The organism is Mesorhizobium sp. C372A (genome assembly GCF_030323245.1).
Classification (GTDB): Bacteria; Pseudomonadota; Alphaproteobacteria; order Rhizobiales; family Rhizobiaceae; genus Mesorhizobium.
Genome location: NZ_CP100475.1, coordinates 2082734 through 2108680 on the forward strand (window position 1 = coordinate 2082734; position 25947 = coordinate 2108680).

The window sequence follows — 25947 nt, forward strand, 5'->3', positions numbered from 1 at the left end:
TGCGTGTCAGGGCAGGCGGTTGGCCTTCTGCAAGGCTTGCTTTGTCTGGTCGTCGGTCAGCCCTTGCAGGAAATCGTCCATCTCCGGATCGATAAGGCCGGCGCGCCGGGCGACCACATACCAGGCCCCGGCCAGGATCAGGTCGGGGTCGGTGCCGATGCCGCCCATATAGAGCTTTGCCAACCGGTTCTGGGCAGCGACATTGCCGCCTTCAGCTGCCTGCTTCATCCAGTTGAAGCCGGATTTCAGGTCGCGAACACCGCCCCGGCCCTCGATCATCCAGGCGGCAAGATCGATCTGCGCGGTGTCGTAGTTCTGCCTGGCAGCCTGTGCCAGCAAGCTGCGCGCCTTTGCATCGTCCCGCGTCTTGCCGCCGACGCCATTGGCATAGACCTGCGCCATCGCATACTGGGCGTCGGCAAGCCCTGTCGCCGCGGCACGCTCATAATAGGGCACAGCCCGGGCGATGCCGGCATCGCCCGGATCCTGCTGCACGAGCAATTGCGCGAAGTTGAACTGCGCCAGCCGGTTGCCGGCCTCGGCGGCGGCCTGCATCAGCGCATAGGCTCCCTTCTCGTCCTTCTTGACGTAGCGGCCGTCGAGCAGCATCAGCGCATACTGGAACTGCGATTCAGGAATCCCCTGCTCGGCGGCCTGCGCATACCATTTGGCGGCCTCAGCCGGGTTGAGCGGCACGCCCAGCCCGCGCGACAGAATCTCGGCCACGAGCGTTTGCGCCGCCGGGTCGCCATTCTTGGCCCGCACCAACGCCAGATTGTAGGCGGTCTTGTAAAGACCGCGCTGGAAAGCGCCATAGGCGGGGTCCGCCGGCTTGGCGCCGAAACGTTCGGGGTTGATCGCGTCGGCCGACGGCAGCGGCGCGGTTGTCGCCGGCTGCGGCAGCGGGGTGTCGATCGGCTTGTCGATATGGACGCCGGAATCCGTGGCACCGGCTTTTGGGGCACCCGCATCGGGGGCGACCGCATCCGGCACGCTGAGGGCGGGCGCGCTGGTGTCCGGCCTCGGCTGCGGCAGCGGAACGGTCTCCGCCGCGATCGCTGCCCCGCTCATCAAGGCCGCAACGAGAACCGCGAGAGGAAGTCCAGGTCGGCCCACGTCAGCCCTCGAAGCGCGGCGCGGTTTGGTCGAGCAGCGCATTGGCGGCAGCAATCGCCGCCTTCGGATCGGCGCCTTCGGCAAAGACGGCGCTGGACAGCGCCACGAACTCGGCGCCAGTGGCGGCCACCGCTTCTACCGAAGCGATGGCGGAACCGGCCATGACGATGCAAGGGATCTCAATCACGTCCGCCCACCATTGCCCGAGCGACAGGTTGCGCGGATGCGGTTCCGGCTTGTTGTCGTAGTCGAAGCGGCCGAAGAAGATGTAGTCGGGCCTGGTTTCGCCGAGTTCCAGCGCGTCGTCGCGCGTCTTGGCGCCACCGGCGCCGACCATCATCTTGCCCTGGAAGTGTTCGATGGTCTCGGCGAGCGCGTCCTTGGAAACCTCGACATGAATGCCGTCGGCCTGGACACGGCCGGCAATGCGGGTATCGCCGGCGATGATGACGGCGATGCCGGCCGCTTGCGCGGCCGGTACGATCTGTTCTGCGAAGGCCTGGAAGGCAGCCTCGTCCATGCCGTTCTCAGGCAGGATCAGGGAAGCGATATCACCGCCGTCGAAGGCAGCCGCAATGCGCTGCGCCGGAGCGTCCTTGGGTGCGATCAGCACGATGCGGCAGCGGTTGGGGGGTGTTGCGTCGTTCATGGCTTTCGATCCCGGGTTTCGCCTATGCCGGGCGAAGATGGTTGCATTGCGGCATAGAACAAAGCGCCCGCCTTGAACAGGCGGGCGGGGATCGATGAGATGGCTTTGGTTTACGATAGCCCGCAAGAAGACGGTCTGCCGCTCATTTGACGGCTTGCGGGCTTTCGACCGTTGGTTTGGCTTTCCACAAAGTCCAGCCGAGGTTCATGCCGGCGGCGGCGACCAGGATCGCGGCGGCGCCGACGAGCTGGGCCGGATGCAGCCGGTGGCCGAAAGCCATGACATCGACCAGGATCGCCACGACAGGATAGATGAAGCACAGCGACCCCTGCAGATGCGTCGGCAGTTTCTGGATGGCGGCGTACATCAATATGTACACCAGGCCGGTGTGAACGACGCCAAGCGTGGCCAGCATGGCCCAGCTCCAGGCATCGGCGGGCAAATGCGAGAGGTTGGCGAAGGGCGCCAGCATGACGACGCCGACGCAGACCTGGATCAGCGCGATCAGATGCGGCGGGGTGCCCTTGAGCTTCTTGGCGACGATTGCCGCGACAGCCCAGAAGAAGGCCGCTCCGAGCGCCATGACGATGCCGATGACATAATCTGTGCCGGTTATGCCGGAACCGACACCCGCATCGGGCCCTGTCTGCACGATCAGCAGCATGCCGGCGAAGGCGATGCCGAGCCAGGTCAGCTTGGCCAGGGTCAGCCGCTCGCCGAAGAACAGCGCGCCGAAGCCGACCAGCATGAAGGGCTGCGTGTTGTAGACCGCCGTGGCAATCGAGATCGAGGCGCGGGAGAAGGCGCTGAACAGCAACAGCCAGTTGATGACAATGGCCGCGCCGCCAAGAGCGGCGATGGCAACAATGCGCAGCGTCAGCCTGCCGCGCAGCAACCCGAGTGCCGCGCAGGTGATCAGCAGCGCCACCGCGCCGAAGGCGCAGCGCCAGAACACCACGTCCATAACGGGCTGGCCCGACATGACGACAAACCAGCCGATCGTGCCGACGATCGTCATCGCCGCCGTCATCTCGATCGTGCCGCGTACCGTGTTGTCCATGACAATACCTCTATCTGTTGAGGCCATAATCTCATGCCGCCTTGAGGGTTTATATGCCCTATGAAAGGTGATAAGGGCACAACACCTTATTTAATAAGGCGCGCGCTGCCCTTTTGCGAGGAGATGAAAATGCTGGACGAGTTGGACAGAAAGCTTCTCGACATCCTGATCCTGGATTCGCGGACTTCGTTGAAGGATCTGGCGCAGCAGGTCGGGCTGTCGTCGCCGAGCGTCTCGGAACGGCTGCGGCGGCTCGAGGAACGCGGCGTCATCCGCGCCTTCACCATCGAGATCGACCCGGAAGCGCTGGGGTTTCCGTTGCAGGCGATCGTGCGGGTGCGGCCACTGCCGGGCAAGCTGCATATCGTGCAGAAGCTGATCGAGGAGATCCCGGAATTCGGCGAATGCGACAAGGTCACCGGCGACGACTGTTTCGTGGCCCGGCTCTACGTGCGCTCCATCGGCGAGCTCGACAAGCTTCTCGACCGCATCGCCGACAAGGCGGAGACCAGCACCGCCATCATCAAGGCGCAGCCGATCCGGCGCCGTCCGCCGCCACTGAATTAAGCTCCAGCTTGTAGCCGATGTGGCTGGCCTTGAAGCCGAGCCGGTCATAGAAGCGATGCGCGTCCTGGCGGCTCTTGTTGGTGGTCAGCTGGACAATCTTGCAGCCGCGTTCACGGCACTGTTCGATCGCCCATTCCAGCAGACGCTGTCCCAGCCGTTCGCCGCGGCGGTCTGCGACGACGCGCACAGCCTCGATCTGGCCGCGCAAGGCGCCCTGCAGCGACAGCCCGGCGAGATAGCTGATCTGCAACGTGCCGATGACGCGGCCGCTATCCGTCATCACGGCAAGAAACTGGTTGGGGTCGGCGTCGATGGCGGCAAAGGCGTCGCGATAGGCCTTGGCGAGTGGTTCGGTCGCATCCTCGCGGCTGCGGCCAAGCGGATCGTCGGCGAGCATGACTACGATGGCAGACAGGTCGGCCGCTTCGGCGCGGCGGATGTGGGGTTCGCTCATTGTCAAAAACCTGGGGGTCAAAAACCTGGGGCCAAAACCTGATGCAGCGGGGACGGCGCCCTTATGCATCGGCGGCGATCTTGCCGCAAATCCGGAACCGTCGCTTTACGCACAGTTGATCGACCCGGCCCGGCATTTTCCCGGTCGCGGCGCAAGGGTTTCTGGGCTATTGCAGGGCAACCGTCTTCCCTCCAGCCATTTTCAGCTCATGTCAGGTCTGCTCGCCGATCCGTGGTTTTATGCCGCCGCCATTCCGGCGGTGATACTTGTCGGGCTGTCGAAAGGCGGCTTCGGCGGCGCTGTAGGCTTCGTTGGCGTGCCTTTGATGGCGCTGGCCATGCCGCCGGTGCAGGCGGCGGCCATCCTGCTGCCGATCCTGTGCCTGATGGACATCGTTTCGGTGTGGACGTGGTGGGGCGTCTACGACAGAAAGATGCTGGTCGACATGATGCCGGGCGCGGTGATCGGCATTGGGCTCGGCTGGCTGACGGCAGCGCTCGTCACCGAAGAGATGGTGCGGCTGATCGTCGGCGCTGTCGCGCTGATCTTCGTGCTGCGCTGGCTCTATCTCCAGTTCCGCCACGGTTCCGACCATGCGGCGGCGCCCAACCGCATCGCCGCCGCCTTCTGGGGCACCGTCGCCGGCTTCACCAGCTTCGTCGCCCATGTCGGCGGGCCCCCCTTCCAGGTCTATGCGCTGCCGATCCGGCTCGATCCGAAAGTGCTGTCAGGGACATCGGCGATCTTCTTTGCCGCCACCAACGCGCTGAAGCTGATCCCCTACTTCGCGCTTGGCCAGTTCGACACCGCCAACCTGACGGCGTCGGCCGTGCTGATGCCGCTGGCGCCGCTGGCCACCATCGCCGGCGCCTGGCTGGTGCGGCGCATGCGGCCGGAGATTTTTTATCCCTTCACCTACGCGACCGTGGCCGTGGTCGCGGTCAAGCTGCTTTGGGACGGGATCGCCGGCCTGCTCTAAATCCCGCTCAGGCGGCTGCCGGTTTGGTTCGCGGGGCGCTCGCAAAGGTCAGCGATGCACCACCAACGACCACGACCGCCATGGCGCCGAGAGTGGCGATGTCGTGCGCGGTCGGCTTCAGCACCATGTCGGCGACGACGACGATCATGATGACGAAATCGAACTTGACGATCCGTATCATGCGGCGCCCAAACGCTATGGCAGCCGGGGTCATGCCGTCCGCGGCAAGCATTGCGGCAAGCTTTTCGAACGAAGGCTTCAGCACGAGGATACCGGTCAGAAACGCGGCGGCGTAGCCGCAAAGGCCGATGACGACCCAAAGGTCGGAGAAGCCGGTCCATAGCGAAGTCAGCACCAGACCAGAAGCCAGGGTCGCGATAGACGCCGGCACGAACAGACGCAAGCCGAGTTTGTCCGTCGTTCTCAGCATGACCATCAGCGTCTCGTCGTCGCCGGCGCGATCGGCGAGTATCGAAACCAGCAGCATGGCGAAACCGCCGCCGAGCCAGAGGATCGCTGCCATGACATGCAGGAATTTGAAGAGAGAATACCAGTCCATTGCCGCTCCTTGTGCATCGTTCCGGGGGTAAACGCTGCTATCGCGCGTCTGCTTCCGAAGGAGGGCGGATTATCTCCGTACATGTATCCAGAAGATGCCGCGTGGGTGCCGGCTTGTTGCGGTGGCGCCGTCGCCGGATTTTACCGCCAGCCCGCACAATACCCGGCATTTGCCGGATAGACGCCGTGTCGGCATTGGCTGGTTTCGCGGCATGATCCTGAAACCTGCGGGGACTAAGCCGCTCGCGACCGACGCTCCATTTTGGCCGCGCGCGGTCGGACCAAGTCTGCAACAACCAACGAGGGTATCCCATGCAAGGCGTAGCACGAAATTTCTTCACCCTGGCCGTCATCTATTCCCTGTGCGGCATGGCGCTCGGCCTGCATATGGCGATCTCCAATGACCATGGGCAGATGCCGACCCACGCGCACACCATGGTGGCGGGCTGGCTGATGTCGGCGGTGTTTGCCTTCTTCTACCACCTGTTTCCAGCGGTCGGGCAAAAGACGATTGCCGTCGTGCATTTCTGGCTGACGGCAATCTGCGGCATCGCACTGATGATTGGGCTTTACTTTGAACTTGCCGGCCATCCGGAGATCGAGCCGGTGCTGGCTTCCTCCTCGATGGGGTTTTATGCGGCAATGCTGCTGTTCGCCTTCATTTCCTTGCCGGCTGTGTGGAAGAAGGCATGAACAAGCCGACGATCAGGCTTAGGGCACCGTTGTGCTGATACGGCACAGAAGGGCAGCGGTCGATCAAGAAATATCCGCGCCGTTAAGGGTTCATTAAGCTTTACAGGTGTTTACTATGTCCATCCAGTGATCTGGATTCTTACCGAGTGGTTGGAGCCACTTCGTTTGACGCCTCCCTGTTAAACTCCTGAGAGCCGCCTTATCCGCGGCTCTTTTTTTGTCTGCTTTTGGTCCGCTTGGCGCCCCTGCGCAGGCGTTAACCGTTTGTTAAACATGTGCTTGCCTTCGCCGGCGGCGAAGCGCATTTTCAAGCTTCAGTCATCTAGGGTGCCGGCGTGACGGCGAGAAGCCGAATCAGCCGACGGGGCAGTGCAGGGGCGTATCGATGAACGAGCCTTCGAAGGGCATCGCGAAAACCATCAAGCTGGCGGAACGCCGGGTTTTCTCCCAATCCTTCAAACCGCTCTACCAGGAAGGCATGGGCCTGGTCGAACAGGCAGCCGAGTATCTTGACGGCAAGGGCCGGGCCGAGGCCAAGAAGCTGTCCAGGCTGGCGGCGACGCTCTATGCGGCCGAATCGATGCGGCTGACCACAAGGTTGATGCAAGTCGCCTCCTGGCTGCTTTTGCAGCGGGCGGCAAATTCCGGCGAGATGACCCGCGACCAGGTCGCTTCGGAAAAATCCAAGGTGCGTCTCGACACCGCCTCGGCGCATGACGAAGCGGTCGGCTGGGGCGAACTGCCGAAGGATTTCCTCGACCTCGTCACCCGCTCGCTGCGCCTGCAGGCGCTGGTGCGCCGCATGGACGAAGAGATCTATGGCGGCGCGTTTGCCGAGACGCCTGCCGCCGCCCGCCGCGCCAATCCGGTTTCCGACCAGATCACGCTGCTGAACACGGCTTTCGCTCGAGGTTAAACGCCTCCGTTTCCGGTTTGTTCACATTTCGCTGACATCGCTGTGCGCCGGAGGTAGACTTCGCGCATGAGGGAAGCGATTCGCATTATCGGTATCGATCCGGGGCTGAGGCGCACCGGCTGGGGCATCGTCGAGAGCCTCGGCAACTCGCTGCGCTTTATCAGCTCCGGCACTGTACGCTCCGACGACAAGGCGGCGCTGGCGACACGGCTCTGCCAATTGCATGACGGGCTGGCCGAGATCCTGCATGCGGCCATGCCCCAGGAAGCGGCCGTCGAGCAAACCTTCGTCAACAAGGATGCGGTGGCGACACTGAAGCTCGGCCAGGCGCGCGGCATAGCCATGCTGGTGCCGGCGCGCGCCGGCCTTGTTGTGGCCGAATATGCCCCCAATGCCGTCAAAAAGGCGGTGATCGGCGTTGGCCATGGCGACAAGAAGCAGATCCACATGATGGTAAAGGTGCTGTTGCCGAAAGCCGTTTTCGACACCGAACATGCCGCAGACGCGTTGGCTATCGCCATCTGCCACGCGCATCACCGGCAAAGCGTCGCCTACAGGATGGCGCTGGCATGAGGGATCACGCATGATCGGCAAATTGAAAGGCACGCTGGACGAGATCGAGGAGGATTTCTGCCTCGTCGATGTGCACGGCGTCGGCTATGTCGCCTATTGCTCGGCGCGCACGCTGGCCGCGCTGCCTTCGCCCGGCGAGGCGGTGGTGCTGTTCATCGAGACCTATGTGCGCGAGGACATGATCCGGCTCTACGGTTTCCAGTCGGTGCTTGAGCGCGAATGGTTCCGGCTGTTGATGAGCAATGTGCAAGGCGTCGGCGCCAAGGTGGCGCTGGCCATCCTGTCGACGCTGGCGCCGGCAGACCTCGCCAATGCGATCGCGCTGCGCGACATCGCCATGGTCAGCCGCGCGCCCGGCGTCGGCAAGAAGGTGGCCGAGCGCATCGTCACCGAGTTGAAGAACAAGGCGCCGGCCTATGCCGGAACCGCCTCCGGCACCATCGGCCTTAAGCAGGAGCTCGGCGAAGGCGTGGCGCCGGCGCCGATTACCGACGCCGTCTCGGCGCTGGTCAATCTCGGCTATTCGCGCGACACAGCAGCCAATGCTGTCGCGGCGGCGCTGAAGACGGCCGGCGAGGACGCCGATGCCTCGAAGCTCATTCGTTTCGGGCTGAAGGAACTGGCGCGGTGAGTGATTGCTTGTCCGGTCCTTTGCCCTGTGCGAGGAAGGCCGCATGAGCCTTTCACCCCGCCTCATTGCCCCGGAAAAGCGCGGCGAGGATGCTGAGCAGACCTTGCGGCCGCAGACGCTCGCCGATTTCGTCGGCCAGGCCGCAGTGCGGGCCAATCTCAAAGTCTTCATCGAGGCCGCCAAGGGCCGCAGCGAGGCGCTTGACCATGTGCTGTTCGTCGGGCCGCCGGGGCTTGGCAAGACAACGCTGGCGCAGATCATGGCGCGCGAGCTCGGCGTCAATTTCCGCTCGACCTCCGGTCCGGTGATCGCCAAGGCCGGCGATCTCGCCGCACTTCTCACCAATCTGGAAGACCGCGATGTACTGTTCATCGACGAGATCCACCGGCTCAATCCGGCAGTCGAGGAAATCCTCTATCCGGCGATGGAGGATTTCCAGCTCGACCTGATCATCGGCGAAGGTCCGGCGGCACGCTCGGTCAAGATCGATCTTGCCCGCTTCACGCTCGTCGCCGCCACCACCAGGCTCGGCCTTTTGACCAACCCGCTGCGCGACCGTTTCGGCATTCCGGTGCGGCTCAATTTCTATTCTGTCGAGGAACTGGAGCAGATCGTGCGGCGCGGCGCCCGCATCCTGCAAATGCCGCTTGGCGACGATGGCGCGCTGGAGATCGCACGTCGCGCCCGCGGCACGCCGCGCATCGCCGGCCGGCTGCTGCGCCGGGTGCGCGACTTCGCCTCCGTTGCCGGCGACGGTCACGTCGACAAGCAGGTTGCCGACGAAGCCCTGACGCGGCTGGAGGTCGACGCGCTCGGCCTCGACGCGCTCGACCGCCGCTATCTCTCGATGATCGCGCGCAATTTCGGTGGTGGGCCGGTCGGCATCGAAACCATCGCCGCCGGCCTGTCCGAGCCGCGCGACGCCATCGAGGACATTATCGAGCCCTATCTGATCCAGCAGGGTTTCATCCAACGCACGCCACGCGGCCGCGTGCTGACCGCCAACGCCTGGCGCCATCTCGGCCTCGACGCGCCAAAGGATCTGGCACAGCAGCAGATCAACCTGTTCCAGGAAGAGTAACGGACATTTGTTCTTCGGAACGGATTTCTGTGCAGAATCTCCTCAAACCTGCCAGCGTGAAGGCGCATTCCTCGATTGTATCGGGCGTCGCAATGTCGGCGCGAACTGCTCCGATCAAGGTCGGAGCCAGAAAAGTGATCACCAGACGCGGGTTCCTGAAATTCGCCGGAGGTTCGTTCCTCTCGCTGGCTTCGCTCAGTGCCTATGCGGTCGGCATCGAGCCGATGCTGTTGACGCATGTGAAGCGCTACCAGCTGACGCCGCCGCATTGGCCTGCAGATCTCAAGCTGCGCGTCGTAGCACTTGCCGATATTCACGCCTGCCGTCCCTGGATGACGCCTGAGCGGATCGCTTCGCTCGTCGAAGATGCGAACGTGCTGAAGCCCGATCTGATCGTACTGCTCGGCGACTATTTCTCAGGCATGTCCCTGGTGACGAACCGGGTGGAGGCCCATGAATGGGCGCCGGCCTTGTCAGGACTGAAGGCGCCGCTTGGTGTGCTGTCGATCCTCGGCAATCACGACTGGTGGCACGATCCTTTCGCGCAGCAGGCCGGAGCGGGGACTGTGGCGCGCAAGGCATTGGAGGAATCCGGCATCTCGGTTCTGGAGAACGACGCCGTGCGCCTGCAAAAGGATGGATACGGCTTCTGGATCGCCGGGCTCGCCGACCAGCTGGCACTGTTACCGAACAAGGCCGCAGGCCGCGACAGATTTGAAGGCCTGGACGATCTCGACGGCACGCTGGCCAAGATCACCGACCAGGCACCGATCATCCTGCTTGCGCATGAGCCTGACATTTTCCCGAAAGTGCCGTGGCGGGTTTCGCTGACGCTGTCGGGCCACACACATGGCGGGCAGGTCAGGCTGTTCGGCTATTCACCGGTGGTGCCGTCCCGCTTCGGCAACCGCTTTGCCTATGGCCATGTCGTCGAGAATGACCGCAATTTGATCGTGTCAGGCGGACTCGGCTTCAGCATCGCGCCGGTGCGCTTTGGCATGCGGCCGGAGATCCTGCAGATCGACCTCGGTTAGGGCATGCCGGTATTCAGGTGATGCCGGCCTGCAAATGAGGTGTTCCTGCGCTTCCGGTAGTCACGGACCAAAGTCCGCTCCGTTCCGGTTTTCGGACCCCTCATTTTCGACTCGGCCTGACCTGAATCTCGACATGCCCTAGGGCTAATGGAGCGAGCGGATCGCATCCATCACGGCGGGTTCGGCCTTTTCGCCGTTGAAAGCGTCGACGATGCCGAAGGCGCCGCCAAAACTCCACACCGACCATGAGAAGCCATGCGCCTCGGCGCGCGCGATCATGTCCTTGACATAGGCCGCGCGGTATTTGGGCGGCATCACATAGGGATTGCCATATTCCTGGCGGATCATGCCGAACTCGCCCAGCGTGATGTTTTCCGGCTTGATGGCGTTGGCCTTCGCCCAGGCCTCGACCTTTTCGAACGGCGCATCCATGACGCCGAGCAGCTTTTCGTCCGTGTCCATGCTGGCGACTTGTTCATCGAGATAGGCGAGCAGGCCGTTCCGTCTGGTCCGTGGCGCCTCGGCTTTTATCTTGGCGCGGATCGCATCCAGCGTCGCATCGAGCTCGGCGCGCGGCACCGCGGTCAGCGGATAGGGCAGGCCGGTAACATAGAGAATGAAATCGCCGGCCCAGGTCGCGCCCTGATGCGTCAGCAGGAACGGGTCGTAGGAGTGGAAGGTCCAGATGATGTTGTCGTCGGGGATCGACTTTGGGTCGATCCTGACCAGCGAAGCCGCACTGGAATAACAGGCGCCGGTCAGGATCAGCGTCAGCCTGGTGGCCGAGGCGCGCGCGGCCGCGAACAGCTTTTGCTGACGCTCCGGCCACAGGCTGGTGCCCTCGCTGTCGCAGTCGACGATAGGCTCGTTCATCGGCTCGAAAGCGACCTGCGCCGGGTCCTCAGTGGCAAGCGTGCGCGCCATTTTGCGGACGACCTCGACATAGGCCTCGAAGGTTGCGGGATCGTCCATCACCTGGCCCATGCCGATCTCGCGGCCGCCGCCGGCCGGGATCAGGTGCATGTCGACGATCACTTTCAGACCGGCCCGGTTGATCATGCGCGCCGAGTCTCGCACGCTGGCATAGAGGTCGTCGCGCAGCGCCAGCGTCTGGTCCGACATAAACGGCGAGGGGTCGACCGGCATGCGCAGAAAGTCGAAACCGGCGGCCTTCAGCGCCTTGAGGTCACCCTCGTCGAGGAACTTGCGCCATTCCGGATAGGGCAGGATGGCTTGTCGGTCGTTCCATTTGTCTTCCCCGACCCAGGTCGTCCACTGGTCGAGGTTGAGGCCGCGCTTCATCGAAAAGGTCGCGGCCTGACCGGGAAGCGCAGACGCCGCCAGCACCAGCAGCGCTGCCATCAAGGTCTTGATCATCGCCGTCAACAGTGCCATCCGGTTTGCTGCGCTGGTGATTTTGGCAAGACAGGTGCCCCGCCGGGGGCAAAAAGGAAAGCGCGATGGACGATCATGGTGAATCGGCGGCGCTTGCTGCCGGGCTTTCCGGAGCCTTGACGGAATTCGGCCATCGGCTGATGGCGCGAGTCTATTATGCCGACACCGATTTTTCCGGCGTCGTCTACCATGCGCGCTATCTCGAATTCTTCGAGCGCGGGCGCTCGGACTATCTCAGGCTGGCGGGCGTCCACCACACAGAACTTCACGAAGGCAAGCACGGCGAACGGATCGTCTGGGTGGTGCGGCGCATGGAGATCGACTTCCGCTCGCCTGCCCGCATGGACGACATCCTGACCATCGACACATCAACGCAGGATATTTCCGGCGCCCGCATCGTCATGGCGCAGCAATTGAAACGCGGGACAGAGGTTCTGGTCGAAGCAAAGGTCGAGGCGGCGATCATTGGCGAGAACGGCCGGCCGAAGCGCTTTCCGAAAGAATGGATCGCGGCCTTTCTACCAGGAGCAAGCTGATATCCAGGCCTGCCGGCCGGCAACGGGCGGCCAATCGGCAGCGCATTCGATTGTGGATGGATGGTCCGCGTCGTCCCTTGGCGCGGCAATGCGCCGCGCCATATTTCCTAACCCATCCTTAACCATAACGGTTCATGAAGAGATCGTTGAAGATTGGAAGAATCCGCGCGCCTTCCTTTCACCAATATTTGCCCTGAAAAGGCCGCCAACGGTGCATTTTGGGGTTAATCCGGAAGCCAAGCGCGAACGGACCACAAGGGATGCCCATGGGCCAGCCGCCAGCGATGCCCGGAAAATCTTAAGGACTGAAGCATGGAAACTACCGCACTCGCCGATCCGGCAGCGCAATTGTCGATTTGGGCGCTGTTCACACAGGCCAGCTGGGTGGTCAAGCTGGTCATGATCGGTCTGCTCTGCGCCTCGGTCTGGACCTGGGCGATCATCGTCGACAAGCTGGTCAGCTATGCCCGCATGCGTCTGTCGCTCAATCGCTTCGAACAGGTGTTCTGGTCGGGGCAGTCGCTGGAAGAGCTCTATCGCACGCTTGCCGACCGCAAGACCACGGGCATGGGTGCGATCTTCGTCGCCGCCATGCGCGAATGGAAGAAGAGCTTCGAGAAGGGGGCCAAATCGCCGCTCGGCCTGCAGACCCGCATCGACAAGGCGATGGACCTGGCGTTGACGCGCGAGATGGAGAAGCTGGAGGGCCGTCTCGGCTTTCTCGCCACCACCGGTTCGGCTGCACCCTTCATCGGCCTGTTCGGCACCGTCATCGGCATCATGACCTCGTTCCAGGCGATTGCCGGTTCGAAGAACACCAGTCTCGCGGTTGTTGCACCCGGCATTGCCGAAGCGCTGCTGGCGACGGCCATCGGTCTTCTCGCCGCCATACCGGCGGTTATCGCCTACAACAAGCTGTCATCCGACGCGAACAAGATCGCGGTGCGGATGGAAGGGTTCTCGGATGAGTTCTCCGCCATACTCTCGCGCCAAATCGATGAAAAAGTAGCGCCTAAGGGCTGAGGTAAGAAGATGGGTATGTCGGTTGGCATGGCAGGACGCGGCGGGCGCGGACACAGGCGGCGCGGCCGCCACCATGCATTGATGTCGGAAATCAACGTCACGCCGATGGTCGACGTGATGCTGGTGCTCTTGATTATCTTCATGGTCGCCGCACCTATGTTGACGGTCGGAGTGCCGGTCGACCTGCCGGAGACGAAGGCCAAGGCTATGAACGCCGACACCCAGCCGATCACCGTTTCGATCGACGCGGCCGGCAAGATTTTCCTGCAGGAGACCGAAATCCCAAGGGAAGAGCTGGTCGCCAAACTGCAGGCGATTTCCAAGACCGGCTACGAAGAGCGCATCTTCATCCGCGGCGACAAGGCGACTAACTATGGCGCCGCGATGGAGGTCATGGCCCTCATCCAGGCCGCCGGCTACAAGAATATCGGCCTGATTTCACTGCAGCAACAGGATCAGTAGACGCACGATGAAGACCGGCCTCACCACATCGGTGATACTGCATACGGTGGCACTGGCTTTCGGCCTGTTCACCCTGTCGGCGCCGGCCGCGCTGCCGTCCACGGATGTCGAGTCGATAGCGGTCGACATCGTTCCCATGGAAGCCATTGCGCAGACGCTGCAGGGCGACAAGAAGGCGGTAATGCACGAAAAGCCGGCGCCGATGCCGACCAAGCGTCCCGACATCGTGCCAGATGCACAGAAAATCGGCGAGAACAGCGTTGATACCGACAAGCCGGTGACGGACGATCCCAAGCCGAAGCCGGTGGAGAAAACAGCGACGGCTGCTCCGGCGCCGACGCCGACCGAAAAGCCGAAGACCGAGGACACGCCGAAGCCAAAGGAAGCGCCGAAGCCGACACCTGCGACGGAGGTGGCGCCGGAGCCGCAGCCGAAGGAAGAGGTCAAGCCCGAGCCGGTGAAGCAGGTTGAACCGAAGCCGACCCCGGTGAAGGAGCCTGCACCAACACCGCAGCCGGACACGACCGCCGCCATAGAGCCGAAGCCACGCGTGAAGCCCGATGCGGTCGCCGAAGCCATATCGGATCAGCAGCCTCTGGAAGAAGCGCAGCTTCCGACTTCCGCTCCTGCTCCCGAAGCACGGCCGAAGCCGCAGCCGGCGCAGGCCGAAAGCGCGAAGGCTCCGGACCGCAAGGACACCGACAAGCCGGTCAAGGAAGCCTCGTCGAAGCCGAAGTCGGATGACAAGCAGTTCAATGAGGCTGACATCAAGGCTTTGCTCGACAAGCAGAAGCCATCCGGCGGCGGCGCCAAGCGCTCGACCCAGCAGGCATCGCTAGGCGGCGACAAGGATCAAGGCCAGAAGCTGTCGAAGTCCGAGCAAGGGGCATTGGAAGAACAGCTCGGTGGCTGCTGGACCCTCCCGGTTGGGCTTGAGGGTTCTGAGGATTTCACCGTGGTGATCCGTTTCAGCCTGGATGCCTCCGGCAAGCTGGAGGGCCGTCCGACCGTCGAGAAGTCCAGCGGCAACCCCCAATTCGACAGCAGCGCGGTTCGCGCTGTGCAGAAATGCGATGTCGCCGGCCTGCAGGTGCCCGCCGGAAAGCATGACATTTGGTCCGACGTTCGCGTCAACTTCGATCCCAGAGCGATGCTTGGCCTGTAGCCTGAGCACCCAGAAATCAGCAAGAGAAGCGAGAAGACATGAAATCCATCCTCAAGCCGCTCCTGATGGTCGCCGCGATGGCGATGGGCATGAACGCCGTGGTCACCTTGCCTGCTCGAGCAACCCTCGAGCTCAACGTCAACAAAGGCAATGTCGAACCGATGCCGATCGCCATCCCAGATTTCCAGGGAGGGCTCGGCGCGCAGATTTCCGAGATCGTCACCGCCGACCTGAAGCGCTCCGGTCTCTTCGCACCGATAGACAAGAACGCCTTCATCGAGAAGATCGCCAATCCGGATGCGCAGCCCCGTTTCGACGACTGGAAGGTGATCAATGCGCAGGCGCTGGTCACCGGCAGCGTGAGCAAGGAGGCGGACGGCCGAATCCGCGCCCAGTACCGACTATGGGATATTTTTGGCAACCAGCAGATAGCCGGGGAGCAGTTTTTCGCCAACGACGCAAATCAACGCCGTGTCGCCCACATCATCGCCGATGCGATCTATGAGAAGCTCACCGGCGAGAAGGGCTATTTCGACACACGCGTCGTCTTCATCGACGAATCCGGCGCCAAGAATGCGCGCAAGAAGCGGCTCGCCATCATGGACCAGGACGGCGCCAATGTGCGCTATCTCTCCGATGGCCGCTCGATCGTGCTGACGCCGCGTTTCTCGCCGAATCGGCAGGAAATCACTTACATGTCGTATGAAAGCGGCCAGCCGCGGGTCTATCTGCTGCAGATCGAGACCGGACAGCGCGAACTGGTCGGCAACTTTCCCGGCATGACCTTTGCGCCGCGCTTCTCGCCCGACGGCCAGAAGGTGATCATGAGCCTGCTGCGCGATGACGGCAATTCCAACATCTTCGCCATGGACCTGCGAAGCCGCTCGACCACCCGGCTGACCAACTCGACCGCCATCGACACCTCGCCCTCTTATTCGCCCGACGGCAGCAAGGTGGTATTCACTTCCGATCGTGGCGGCCGTGCGCAGATTTATGTGATGGGCGCCGACGGCTCGGGCCAGACCCGCATTTCGTTCGGCGACGGCGTCTATTCGACGCCGGTGTGGTCGCCGCGCGGCGACCTCGTCGCCTTCACCAAGCAGACCGGCGGCGAATTCCAGATCGGCGTCATGAAGACCGACGGTTCGGGCGAGCGCATCCTCTCCTCGGGCTTCCAGCAGGAGGGACCGACCTGGGCGCCCAACGGCCGCGTGCTGATGTTCTTCCGCGACTCCGCCGGCGGCCCAAAACTGGTTTCCGTCGATCTCACCGGCCGCAACGAACAGTCGATCCCGACCGCGAATTTCGCGTCGGATCCCGCCTGGTCGCCGCTGCTGGAGTAGGTTCGGCCGAATTGCCACACCTGCTAAAAAGGGGCCCGTTTGGCCCCTTTTCCATTCATTAGTCGCGTTTCGGCCGCATTTCCGCCTAGGGTCCGCGCCAACTGTGACCGTGGATTTGAAGGTCGTGGACGGACGATCGAAACCAAACATTAACCGTATTTCTTGAATGCCGGTTAACCCAAACGTGGTTACTGGGTGATCAACGAAATCACTCGAAATACGATCACTCGAATACGAAGGAGAGGCGGCATGGGCCGTATCGCAGCACTTACCAGAAACCCGGCGATGATCGCCCTGATCGCAATGCTCGCCATCACCGGTTGCGCCTCGAAGAAAACCCCGAACAGCGCTGAAGAGCTCGGCCTCAACGGCGCGGGTGCGGCAACGCCCGGCTCGGCGAAGGACTTCACAGTCAACATTGGCGACCGCATCTTCTTCGACACGGACTCGACCGCGATCCGCGCCGATGCGCAGACGACGCTGTCGCGGCAGGCACAGTGGCTCAACCAGTACAAGCAGTACGCCATCGTCGTCGAAGGCCATGCTGACGAACGCGGCACACGTGAATACAATCTGGCTCTCGGCGCCCGCCGCGCCGCCGCCACTCGCGACTTCCTGGTCGCCAGGGGCGTCTCGGCGAGCCGATTGAAGACGATTTCCTACGGCAAGGAACGTCCGGTCGCGGTCTGCGACGACATCTCCTGCTGGTCGCAGAATCGCCGCGCGGTCACCACGCTCTCCGGCGCCGGCTCCTGATAGGCAAGACGGCGGCGCCTTAGTCGCATAATTGCAACACTTCCATGCGAAAGGCGGCCTTGTGGCCGCCTTTTTCAGTTTCGGTCCCGGAAACAAACCCGGAAACAAAATTTGGCCGAAGTCTCGCCTCCTGCTAAGAGCCGAGGGCGTCGTGCCGGTCCCACTGTGATCGGAAGGCGCGAACAGGCTCACGATATTCACGGCGAGAGGCACATGCATTTCAGATCGGTCTTGAGCGGCACGCTTGCGCTGCTGCTCGTATCAGGCTTCGCGGCTTCTGCGAGCGGCACCGGACAACCCGCGGATAGCGGCTTTTCCTTCCATCTGCCGACGCTCGGCATTTTCGGCAAGAAGGAGAAGCCGGAGCAGCAACAGATCGCGCAGCAGCAGGACGGCACCGCCGCCGCGGGGCTGGAAGATCAGCTCCGGCAGATGAACGGCAAGCTCGAGGAACTCAACTTCCAGATCCTGCAGATGCAGGAGCAGATGCGCAAGCAGCAGGAAGACAACGAGTTCCGCTTCCAGCAGTTGGAAGGCGGCTCCAGCGGGCAGCCGCCGGCCCAGAAGAAATCGGAGGCCGCGCCGCAGGACGGTGGCGCGGGCACCGGCGTCGCCGAGGCCCCGGCAGACCAGGCGCCGGCCGGTGCCGGCGCGCAGTCGGATGGCGGCCAGAGCGTCGGCGAGGTCATCGTCGAATCGCAGACCGGCGATCCCGGCAAGGTGATCAACGGCACGCCGCCCAAGACCTTCGGCACCATTACCGTCGACAAGAACGGCAATGTAATCGACGCCGGCGGCAACACGCAGGCAGCGGCGCCGGCGGAAGGTGCGGCTCCCGCCGCCGAGGCGCCGGCTGCCGGGGCTAAGACCGGCAAGTCGGACGGCACGGTGGTGGCGGCGCTGCCTGCCACCAACAACCCGGAAGAGATCTACCGCAACTCCTACCAGTTCATCCTGTCGGGCGACTACAGCACCGCCGAGCAGGGTTTTCGCGACCACATCGCCCGGTTCCCGAAGGACGCCAAGGCGGCGGACGCGCATTACTGGCTTGGCGAATCGCTGCTTGGCCAGCAGAAGTATCATGACGCTGCCGAGGTTTTCCTCTCCGCCAGCAAGGACTATCCGAAGGCCAAGAAGGCGCCTGACATGCTCCTGAAGCTTGGCGTGTCGCTGGTCGGCCTCAAGCAGAAGGATGTCGCCTGCGCCACCTTCGGCGAGATCGGCAAGCGCTATCCCGATATTTCGGCCGCGCTCAAGGAACGCGTCAAGCAGGAGAGGGCGCTGGCGGCGTGCTAGTCTTTGCCGTGTTGTCCCAGAACCGGGACCACTTTTGCGCGACATGCATTGATGCTCGATACCGAGCCTGACCTTTCGAATTTTTCGCAGATCGACTTTACCAACGGCGCGCTTGCGGCCGTGTCCGGCGGCAGCGACTCGACCGCCCTCCTTCTTCTCCTCAAGGCTCACCTCGACCGCAGCGCCCCGACAGCCCGGCTGCTGGCGGTGACGATCGACCACGGCCTGCGTCCGGAAGCAGCAGCCGAAGCGCGCAGCGTGGCAAAGCTTTGTGCCGAGCGCGGCATCGCGCACCGGACGCTCAACTGGTCCGGCGCCAAGCCGTCGGCCGGCCTGCCCGCGGCGGCGCGCGAGGCGCGCTACCGGTTGCTGGCCGAGGCAGCGCAGGCGCAAGGCATTGGTGTGATCGTGACCGGCCACACCGCCGACGACCAGGCCGAGACCGTCCTGATGCGAGCCGCGCGGAATGACGGGCGAGAGCTTGCAGGCCGAGGTCTCGCCGGCATGGCGCCTGCCACCCTCTATGACTGGCGGATCTGGATCGCGCGGCCGCTGCTCGGCGCTCGGCGCGCGGCGTTGCGCGCCTTCCTGCAGCGCGAACATGTCGGCTGGGTCGAGGATCCGACCAACATCGACACGAATTTCGAACGCCCGCGCATCCGCGCCGTGCTCGGCGAAGACCGGAGCGGGCAGCGTTTTGCCGAAGCGATCGGCCTGGCCAGGCGGGCCGCCGGCGAGCGCGAACAACTCGGTCGCCGCGCCGCCGCCCTGATCGGTGAATTTGCCAGCCGGCCGGCGAGGGGTCTCATCCGTCTCGATCCCGGTCTTGCCGAAGCTGACGACACGCGAGCCTCGGTCTATGCGCTGCGTGTCCTGCTGGCGGCGACGGGCGGCACCGCCTTGTTGCCGGACCAGGCGCGCGGCGAAGCGCTGTTCGAGCAAATGCGGGCCGGTCGGCTTTGCGCCACATTGTCGCGGGCGGTCGTCGATATCAGGCGAAACGGCATCTTCCTGCGCCGTGAATCGCGCGACCTGCCGCGTTCCGCGCCGATAGCTGGCACTCTGCTTTGGGACGGTCGCCGGCGGATCACGCCAGACATCGAAGCCGGGGCGATCACATTGGGCGACAGTCCGGGTGCATGGTTGATCGCGCCGCTTGGCGCCGCTGCCGCCGCCAGAACGCCGATTGCCGGGGATGGCGCGCCGCCAAGCCTTGTGCGCGCCGCCCTGGCTGCGGAACCGGCGCTATGGCGCGGCGGCGAATGCCTTGGTTTTGCAGGGGATGTAGCGGCGGCGGCGGCAATCGCCGTCAGTCCCGCCGTTGCGCCCTTTGCCCGTTTTCTGCCGTGCTTCGATCTGGTGTTGGCGCAGGCCGTGGCCGAGTTGATCGGCGCACCGCCTGTCCCGGCTTGCCCTTTGGCCGCCACAGTGCCGGTTGATCATGGCGCGAAAGCTTAACCCAGACGTGCTGTTATGCTTGGCAAGGGGGGGCGCTCTCCCTATGTTAGGCGCAAGTTTCCTCTCATGACGCGTGTCCCAGCGGGCACCAACGGGACAATTGATGAATCCGAATTATCGCAATCTCGCGCTCTGGGCGATCATAGCGGTCCTGCTCATTGCTCTCTTCAATCTGTTCCAGACGCCGCAGACTCGCGGGGCCTCGACCGACGTTCCCTATTCGCAGTTCCTGCAAGAGGTCGCGGCCGGCCGGGTCAAGACGGTGGTCATCGCCGGCGCCCGCATCACGGGCACCTACGCCGACAACGCCAATGGCTTCCAGACCTATTCGCCTGGCGATCCGCAGCTGGTCTCGCGGCTGCAGGACAAGAACGTCACCATCAATGCGCGGCCTGAGTCGGACGGTTCCAACTCGCTGTTCAGCTATCTGATCTCCTACCTGCCGATGATCCTGATCCTTGGCGTGTGGATATTCTTCATGCGCCAGATGCAGTCCGGCTCCGGCCGCGCCATGGGTTTCGGCAAGTCGAAGGCCAAGCTTCTCACTGAGGCGCATGGCCGCGTCACCTTCCAGGATGTCGCCGGCGTCGACGAGGCCAAGGAAGATCTGGAAGAGATCGTCGAGTTCCTGCGCGATCCGCAGAAGTTCCAGCGCCTCGGCGGCAAGATCCCGCGCGGCGTGCTTCTGGTCGGACCTCCCGGCACCGGCAAGACGCTGCTCGCCCGCTCCGTCGCCGGCGAAGCGAATGTGCCGTTCTTCACCATTTCGGGTTCCGACTTCGTCGAGATGTTCGTCGGCGTCGGCGCAAGCCGTGTGCGCGACATGTTCGACCAGGCCAAGAAGAATGCTCCCTGCATCATCTTCATCGACGAAATCGACGCTGTCGGCCGCCATCGCGGCGCCGGCCTCGGCGGTGGCAATGATGAGCGCGAACAGACGCTGAACCAGTTGCTGGTCGAGATGGACGGATTCGAGTCCAACGAGAGCATCATCCTGATCGCCGCCACCAACCGGCCCGACGTGCTCGACCCGGCGCTGCTGCGTCCGGGTCGCTTCGACCGCCAGGTGGTGGTGCCGAACCCCGACATCGTCGGCCGCGAGAAGATCCTCAAGGTGCATGTGCGCAACGTGCCGCTGGCACCGAATGTCGACCTCAAGGTGATCGCACGCGGCACGCCGGGCTTCTCGGGCGCCGACCTGATGAACCTTGTCAATGAATCCGCTCTGATGGCGGCGCGCCGCAACAAACGCCTTGTCACCATGGCGGAGTTCGAGGACGCCAAGGACAAGATCATGATGGGCGCCGAGCGCCGCTCGTCGGCCATGACCCAGGCCGAAAAGGAACTCACGGCCTATCACGAGGCCGGCCACGCCATCCTGGCGCTCAACGTGCCGTCGGCCGATCCGCTGCACAAGGCGACCATCATCCCGCGCGGTCGCGCGCTCGGCATGGTCATGCAACTGCCGGAAGGCGACCGCTATTCGATGAGCTACAAATACATGATCTCGCGGCTTGCCATCATGATGGGCGGCCGCGTCGCAGAGGAGTTCAAGTTCGGCAAGGAGAACATCACCTCCGGCGCGTCCTCGGACATCGAGCAGGCGACAAAGCTGGCGCGCGCCATGGTCACGCGCTGGGGCTTCTCCGACAAGCTCGGCCATGTCGCCTATGGCGACAACCAGGAAGAGGTTTTCCTCGGCCATTCGGTGGCGCGCACGCAGAACGTCTCGGAAGAGACCGCGCAGATCATCGACGCCGAAGTGCGCCGGCTGATCGACGAGGCCTATGTCACGGCCAAGTCCATTCTGACCAAGAAGAAGAAGGAATGGATCGCTCTGGCGCAGGGCCTGCTCGAATACGAGACGCTTTCGGGCGAAGAGATCAAGCAGCTGATCGCCGGGCAGAAGCCCGCGCGAGATTTGGGGGATGACACCCCCACAAGCCGCGGCTCGGCTGTGCCGAAGTCCGGCCGCCGCAAGAAGGGTCCCGAGCCCGAAGGCGGCATGGAGCCTCAGCCGTCGAGCTGAGCTGACATCACTTGATGCAAGAAAACGCCGCGGCTCAATCCGCGGCGTTTTGCTATTCAGGGTCTCTCAAATAGCATGCGGGACGGATGCATTTGCTTTGCCGGGGCGCACACCGTCAGTCCGGCCAGCATGTTGCTTGCCCCATCTGGCCAGCGGGATCAGGGCATTGTCCAGCTCGATGCCGAATTCGGTAATCGAGTATTCGACCCTCGGCGGCACCTCGGGAAAGATTTCGCGATGGACGATGCCGTCGGCCTCCATTTCGCGCAGCTGTTGGATCAGCATCTTTTCGCTGATGTCAGGCACCAGCCGCTTCAGCTCACCGAATCGTGCCGGCGCCTTGTGAATCTGCCAGAGCAGTAGCGCCTTCCATTTGCCGCTGATGACCTCCAGCGCCGGCCCCAATCCGCAACTATCTGGCTGTTTCTTTCCCATGTTTCATCCAATTCTGAGCAATCGGTGGGTAGCTTACATTTTTGTCGGTACTTGAGAAAAACCAAGCCGGTCCATAGCTTCAAACCAGCTCGCCGGCATCGGCGAACACCACAACATCATATCGGTACCTCGCTTCGACCTGCAAAGGCCGTCGGCGGCCGGATTTTGTCAAAAAGGGATGGATCATGACACGATACGCAAACAAGAAGGCCGTTGTCATCGGCGGGACGCACGGCATGGGGCTCGCCGTTGCCGAAGCCCTGATCGAAAGCGGCGCCGAGGTCCTGGTCACCGGCCGCGACCAGCGCAACATCGAGGCCGCGCGAGTCAAGCTGTTTTCGCGAGCTCATGTCGTGCGGTCCGATATCTCAGACATGGCCGATATCGTCACGCTCGGTGCCGAAGTGGGGCAGAAGCTTGGCCAGATCGACTTCCTTCACGTCAATGCCGGGGTGGCCAATCTCGAACCCGTCGAGCGGGTCACCGAGGACAGTTACGATCGCACCTTCGACATCAACACCAAAGGCGCTTTCTTCACCGCGCAGCGCCTGCTGCCCCTCATCAGGGATGGTGGCGCCATAGTCTTCACCTCGTCGATCGCCGACGAATCCGGCACTGGCGGCATGAGCGTCTATTCCGGATCGAAGGCGGCACTGCGCGCCTTCGCCAAGGTCCTGGCCGCCGAGCTTCTGCCGCGCCGGATCCGCGTGAATGTGGTCAGCCCTGGTTTCATCGATACGCCGACGATGGGTGTGGCCGACGCGTCGGCCGAGGAGCGGGCCGCCTTCATGGCGATCGGCGACGCGGTCACGCCGATGAGGCGCCACGGCACGATGGAGGAGGTGGCGCGCGCAGTGCTGTTCCTGGCGTTCGACGCGACCTTCACCACGGGCGCGCGGCTGACCGTGGACGGTGGCCTTGGCCAGGACCTGAGCCCGACACCGGCGTAACCGCGCAACCAAACCAAGGAGAAGCAGAATGAGCGACATAACAGTGATCGGTCTCGGCGCCATGGGCACGGCGCTTGCCGAAGCCTTTCTGAACCAGGGACATGCGGTGACGGTGTGGAACCGTTCTCCGGCAAGGGCTGAGGCTTTGGCAGCCAAGGGCGCCATTGTGGCCAAGAGTGTCGAGGAAGCCGTCAGATCGAGTCCACTGATCGTGGCGTGCCTGCTTGTCTATGACACCGTTCGTGAGGTGCTCGGCCCAAGCCGAGAGGCGCTGTCGGGCCGCACATTGGTCAATCTCACCAACGGCACGCCCGAGCAGGCGCGGGCGATGTCGGGCTGGGCGGTGAGCCAAGGCGCCAGCTATATCGACGGCGGCATCATGGCGGTGCCGCCGATGATCGGCGGGCCGCACGCACTGATTCTCTACAGCGGTTCGCGCCAGGCGTTCGATGCCTGTTCGGGGCAGCTCGGAGCGCTCGGCACCAGCAAATTCCTCGGTGAGGATGCTGGCCTCGCGCCGCTCTATGATATCTCGCTTCTGACCGGCATGTACGGCATGTTCGCGGGCGTTCTGCAGGCGTTGGCATTGACGGGCGCAGCAGGAATCCCGGCCGGCGAGTTCATGCCGCTGCTGGCCTCCTGGCTTCAGTCGATGCAAGGCCTGCTGCCGAAGTGGGCCGAACAGATCGACAGTGGCGATCACACCAGCAATGTCGTTTCCAATCTGGGCATGCAGGCTGATGCCTACTCAATCTCATCGATGCCAGCAGGTCGGCTGATGTCAGCACCGAACTCGTCCTGCCGATGCAAAGCCTGATGAAGCGCGGGGTGGCTGCCGGCCAGGCCAATGCCGATCTTACAAGCCTGGTCGCACTGCTCCAGCTCTCGAAACAAGGCGCTTGACGGGGCAAGACCCGAGAGAAGGCCCGCCAACCTTGCGGTTGGGGGCCTTCGATCTTCAAACGCTGCTGGTCGATCAGCTCTTCAGCTTGGCGTTGCAGAGGCTGTAATAGCCGCCGCCCTTCTGGATCCAGCGAAGGCCGTTCAACGTACCCGCGTCCTTGTTGCCGTGGTAGCCCTGCAGGCAGGTCTTCATCCGCGCCTTCGAGGGCTTCTCGGTCTTGAATTCGGCGGCGAGGGTGGTCGGGAATGTCACGCCCGTCGGCGCTACAGCGGGGGCGATCCCCGCGCTGGCTTCCTTCTCCGGCTGCGGCTGGGTTTTGACCGCATCCGTACTGGCACTCTCCGCAGCTGACGTCGCGCATTTCTCGGTGCGGAAAGCGGTCCAATCCATGCCGTTCAGAGTGCCGCCTTCCTTGGCTGTGCGATAGGCCTCGCCGCATTCCTTCATCGTCAGTGCGCTTGCAGGGGCGACGCTCCAAGCAATCCATACCGTCACAGCGAATGCCGCCAATTTCAATCTGGACATAAGACCCTCCTGGTTGACAAAAGTTCGATGTCCTTTTGTATACTATTTGTTCTACATATGTTCAATTGGAATCTTGCGAACCACCGATATGTCTGGCGGTGGGCAGTGTGGGCGATAGATGATGCCGACAGCTTCCGCGGTATGTAGACGCGAGCAACTCCGGGTGTGTTCGAGCGCAACAAAAAGGCCCGCGCATGCTGCGATGCGCGGGCCTCTGTCTGGAGAATATGGCTACGCGATCAGCTCTTCAGCTTGGCATTGCAGAGGCTGTAGAAGCCGCCGCCCTTCTGGATCCAGCGCAGGCCATTCAGCGTGTTGGCATCCTTATTGGCGTAGTAGAGTTCGAGGCAGGTGTGCATGCGGCCCTTGGCCGGCGTCTCGCCGGCGTATTTCTTCGAGATCGCGGCCGGGAACTTCACGCCCTTGGGAGCGGTGACCGAGGGCTTCTCGGGCTCGCTGGTATAGGTCGCCTCGCTCGGAGCGGGCACGGTGTCGTCGTCATCTGCGCCTGCGCCGCATTCGGCCTTGCGGAAGTCGTTCCACTTCTTGCCGCCCAGAGTATTGGCAGACTTGGCAGCCTGGTACTTGGCGCTGCAATCGGCCATGCTCAGGCCCTTGCCGCTGCTGTCGGCAGCTGCCTTGGTGGTTGCCTTGGCGGGTGCTGCCGCGGCCGAGGCCCCGGCGGCGCATTCGGTCTTGCGGAAGTCGTTCCACTTTGCGCCATTGAGCGTACCGGCGGCCTTTGCCGCCTGGTACTTGGTGCTGCATTCCTTGGCCGTCAGGCCCTTGGCGCCATCGTCGGTTGTGGCTGCGGCCTTGGTCGTGGCCTTGGCGGGTTCTGCCGCGGCGGATGCGCCGGCGGCGCATTCGGTCTTGCGGAAGTCGTTCCACTTTGCGCCATTGAGCGTACCGGCGGCCTTGGCAGCCTGGTATTTAGCGCTGCATTCCTTGGCCGTCAGACCCTTGGCGCCGTCATCAGCAGCGGCGGCGGCCTTGGTCGTGTCCGTCTTGGCCGCAGCGGCCTTCTTGGCCGCCGGCTTTGCGGTCTCGGTGGTGGCCGCCGCGTCGGTGCCGCACTCGGCCTTCCGATACTGATTCCAGGTCTGCCCGTTCAGCGTGCCGGCGTCCTTGGCGGCATTATACTTGGTACTACACTGGGCCATGGTCAGCGCGCTGGCGGGCGCCGCCATGAACAAGGTTGCGACGGCAAGACCCGTCAAAGTTGCAAGTCGGTGGATGAGCATGGCGTTCTCCCGTTGCTGCGCCCATAGGTTGTACCTGTGTCAATCAATAGCTCTCAACGCTAGGCTGCGCCAGATGCTAAACGGCGTTCTCCCGATAAGGTGATGGACCCTTGCG

At 63.3% G+C, this 25947-nt stretch carries 28 protein-coding genes; 19 read left to right on the plus strand and 9 right to left on the minus strand.

Annotation, left to right across the window (positions count from 1 at the left end):
* Positions 1-6: 6 nt before the first annotated feature.
* The 3 genes from NLY42_RS09800 to NLY42_RS09810 form a co-directional block, all read right to left on the minus strand.
* Positions 7-1071, minus strand: coding sequence for a tetratricopeptide repeat protein (locus tag NLY42_RS09800; RefSeq protein WP_023694591.1), 1065 nt, complete (start codon positions 1069-1071; stop codon positions 7-9).
* A gap of 46 nt (positions 1072-1117) precedes the next feature.
* Positions 1118-1765 carry a thiamine phosphate synthase gene (locus NLY42_RS09805; protein WP_023694592.1) on the minus strand — a complete coding sequence of 216 codons (648 nt, stop codon included), beginning with the start codon at positions 1763-1765 and terminating at the stop codon, positions 1118-1120.
* Positions 1766-1907: 142 nt separating this feature from the next.
* A complete protein-coding gene (locus NLY42_RS09810) occupies positions 1908-2825 on the minus strand; it encodes a DMT family transporter (RefSeq protein ID WP_023755557.1) in 918 nt (305 codons plus the stop codon).
* Between the two features lie 129 nt (positions 2826-2954).
* Between NLY42_RS09810 and NLY42_RS09815 the strand changes: the two genes are divergently transcribed.
* Complete coding sequence (locus NLY42_RS09815; protein WP_023704892.1) at positions 2955-3392, plus strand: Lrp/AsnC family transcriptional regulator; 438 nt, start codon at positions 2955-2957, stop codon at positions 3390-3392.
* On the opposite strand, the gene NLY42_RS09820 is transcribed toward NLY42_RS09815, so the two are convergent.
* A complete protein-coding gene (locus NLY42_RS09820) occupies positions 3349-3846 on the minus strand; it encodes a GNAT family N-acetyltransferase (protein ID WP_023684173.1) in 498 nt (165 codons plus the stop codon). The genes NLY42_RS09815 and NLY42_RS09820 overlap by 44 nt on opposite strands.
* 208 nt (positions 3847-4054) lie before the next feature.
* Between NLY42_RS09820 and NLY42_RS09825 the strand changes: the two genes are divergently transcribed.
* Complete coding sequence (locus tag NLY42_RS09825; protein ID WP_023668765.1) at positions 4055-4825, plus strand: sulfite exporter TauE/SafE family protein; 771 nt, start codon at positions 4055-4057, stop codon at positions 4823-4825.
* Positions 4826-4832: 7 nt separating this feature from the next.
* On the opposite strand, the gene NLY42_RS09830 is transcribed toward NLY42_RS09825, so the two are convergent.
* Positions 4833-5384, minus strand: coding sequence for a DUF2269 family protein (locus NLY42_RS09830; protein WP_023755558.1), 552 nt, complete (start codon positions 5382-5384; stop codon positions 4833-4835).
* A gap of 311 nt (positions 5385-5695) precedes the next feature.
* On the opposite strand from NLY42_RS09830, the gene NLY42_RS09835 reads away from it, so the two are divergent.
* From NLY42_RS09835 to NLY42_RS09860, 6 genes are all read left to right on the plus strand, one after another.
* Complete coding sequence (locus tag NLY42_RS09835; RefSeq protein ID WP_023668767.1) at positions 5696-6076, plus strand: hypothetical protein; 381 nt, start codon at positions 5696-5698, stop codon at positions 6074-6076.
* 385 nt (positions 6077-6461) lie between these two features.
* Complete coding sequence (gene rcdA, locus NLY42_RS09840; protein ID WP_023668768.1) at positions 6462-6992, plus strand: protease adaptor protein RcdA; 531 nt, start codon at positions 6462-6464, stop codon at positions 6990-6992.
* Between the two features lie 66 nt (positions 6993-7058).
* Positions 7059-7565, plus strand: a complete 507-nt coding sequence (gene ruvC / locus NLY42_RS09845; RefSeq protein ID WP_023668769.1) for a crossover junction endodeoxyribonuclease RuvC — start codon at positions 7059-7061, stop codon at positions 7563-7565.
* A gap of 10 nt (positions 7566-7575) precedes the next feature.
* Positions 7576-8196: a Holliday junction branch migration protein RuvA gene (gene ruvA / locus NLY42_RS09850; protein ID WP_023668770.1), complete on the plus strand. Its 621-nt coding sequence runs from the start codon at positions 7576-7578 to the stop codon at positions 8194-8196.
* 43 nt (positions 8197-8239) lie between these two features.
* The gene (ruvB, locus tag NLY42_RS09855) at positions 8240-9277 is read left to right on the plus strand and encodes a Holliday junction branch migration DNA helicase RuvB (RefSeq protein WP_023688958.1); all 1038 of its coding nucleotides are present in this window, start codon (positions 8240-8242) and stop codon (positions 9275-9277) included.
* A 134-nt stretch (positions 9278-9411) separates the two neighbouring features.
* On the plus strand, positions 9412-10311 hold the full coding sequence (locus NLY42_RS09860; RefSeq protein ID WP_023726179.1) for a metallophosphoesterase: 900 nt from the start codon (positions 9412-9414) through the stop codon (positions 10309-10311).
* Between the two features lie 144 nt (positions 10312-10455).
* On the opposite strand, the gene NLY42_RS09865 is transcribed toward NLY42_RS09860, so the two are convergent.
* Positions 10456-11706, minus strand: coding sequence for a glycoside hydrolase family 5 protein (locus NLY42_RS09865; protein WP_023700289.1), 1251 nt, complete (start codon positions 11704-11706; stop codon positions 10456-10458).
* Positions 11707-11771: 65 nt separating this feature from the next.
* Here NLY42_RS09865 and ybgC point away from each other — a divergent pair, with 65 nt between their 5' ends.
* From ybgC to ftsH, 9 genes are all read left to right on the plus strand, one after another.
* On the plus strand, positions 11772-12242 hold the full coding sequence (gene ybgC, locus NLY42_RS09870; RefSeq protein WP_023700290.1) for a tol-pal system-associated acyl-CoA thioesterase: 471 nt from the start codon (positions 11772-11774) through the stop codon (positions 12240-12242).
* Positions 12243-12554: 312 nt separating this feature from the next.
* The gene (gene tolQ, locus NLY42_RS09875) at positions 12555-13265 is read left to right on the plus strand and encodes a protein TolQ (protein WP_023673844.1); all 711 of its coding nucleotides are present in this window, start codon (positions 12555-12557) and stop codon (positions 13263-13265) included.
* A gap of 9 nt (positions 13266-13274) precedes the next feature.
* Positions 13275-13727 carry a protein TolR gene (tolR, locus tag NLY42_RS09880; protein ID WP_023673843.1) on the plus strand — a complete coding sequence of 151 codons (453 nt, stop codon included), beginning with the start codon at positions 13275-13277 and terminating at the stop codon, positions 13725-13727.
* Between the two features lie 7 nt (positions 13728-13734).
* Positions 13735-14892, plus strand: coding sequence for a cell envelope integrity protein TolA (gene tolA, locus NLY42_RS09885; RefSeq protein WP_023700291.1), 1158 nt, complete (start codon positions 13735-13737; stop codon positions 14890-14892).
* Positions 14893-14930: 38 nt separating this feature from the next.
* A complete protein-coding gene (gene tolB, locus NLY42_RS09890; protein ID WP_023673841.1) occupies positions 14931-16235 on the plus strand; it encodes a Tol-Pal system beta propeller repeat protein TolB in 1305 nt (434 codons plus the stop codon).
* A gap of 249 nt (positions 16236-16484) precedes the next feature.
* On the plus strand, positions 16485-16991 hold the full coding sequence (gene pal, locus NLY42_RS09895) for a peptidoglycan-associated lipoprotein Pal (RefSeq protein WP_027050585.1): 507 nt from the start codon (positions 16485-16487) through the stop codon (positions 16989-16991).
* Positions 16992-17204: 213 nt separating this feature from the next.
* The gene (gene ybgF, locus NLY42_RS09900; RefSeq protein WP_023726183.1) at positions 17205-18287 is read left to right on the plus strand and encodes a tol-pal system protein YbgF; all 1083 of its coding nucleotides are present in this window, start codon (positions 17205-17207) and stop codon (positions 18285-18287) included.
* 51 nt (positions 18288-18338) lie between these two features.
* Positions 18339-19745, plus strand: a complete 1407-nt coding sequence (gene tilS / locus NLY42_RS09905; RefSeq protein ID WP_023755559.1) for a tRNA lysidine(34) synthetase TilS — start codon at positions 18339-18341, stop codon at positions 19743-19745.
* Positions 19746-19848: 103 nt separating this feature from the next.
* On the plus strand, positions 19849-21774 hold the full coding sequence (gene ftsH, locus NLY42_RS09910) for an ATP-dependent zinc metalloprotease FtsH (RefSeq protein ID WP_023673598.1): 1926 nt from the start codon (positions 19849-19851) through the stop codon (positions 21772-21774).
* A 66-nt stretch (positions 21775-21840) separates the two neighbouring features.
* Here the strand turns inward: ftsH and NLY42_RS09915 are convergent, their stop codons facing one another.
* Positions 21841-22209, minus strand: a complete 369-nt coding sequence (locus NLY42_RS09915; protein ID WP_023726185.1) for a winged helix-turn-helix transcriptional regulator — start codon at positions 22207-22209, stop codon at positions 21841-21843.
* Positions 22210-22394: 185 nt separating this feature from the next.
* On the opposite strand from NLY42_RS09915, the gene NLY42_RS09920 reads away from it, so the two are divergent.
* Together NLY42_RS09920 and NLY42_RS09925 are read left to right on the plus strand one after the other, a co-directional pair.
* On the plus strand, positions 22395-23159 hold the full coding sequence (locus NLY42_RS09920; RefSeq protein ID WP_023726186.1) for an SDR family oxidoreductase: 765 nt from the start codon (positions 22395-22397) through the stop codon (positions 23157-23159).
* Positions 23160-23187: 28 nt separating this feature from the next.
* Positions 23188-23976, plus strand: coding sequence for an NAD(P)-dependent oxidoreductase (locus NLY42_RS09925; protein ID WP_198022218.1), 789 nt, complete (start codon positions 23188-23190; stop codon positions 23974-23976).
* Positions 23977-24135: 159 nt separating this feature from the next.
* Here the strand turns inward: NLY42_RS09925 and NLY42_RS09930 are convergent, their stop codons facing one another.
* Positions 24136-24588: a hypothetical protein gene (locus tag NLY42_RS09930; RefSeq protein ID WP_023726188.1), complete on the minus strand. Its 453-nt coding sequence runs from the start codon at positions 24586-24588 to the stop codon at positions 24136-24138.
* A gap of 239 nt (positions 24589-24827) precedes the next feature.
* Positions 24828-25832: a hypothetical protein gene (locus tag NLY42_RS09935; protein WP_023755560.1), complete on the minus strand. Its 1005-nt coding sequence runs from the start codon at positions 25830-25832 to the stop codon at positions 24828-24830.
* Positions 25833-25947 lie beyond the last annotated feature (115 nt).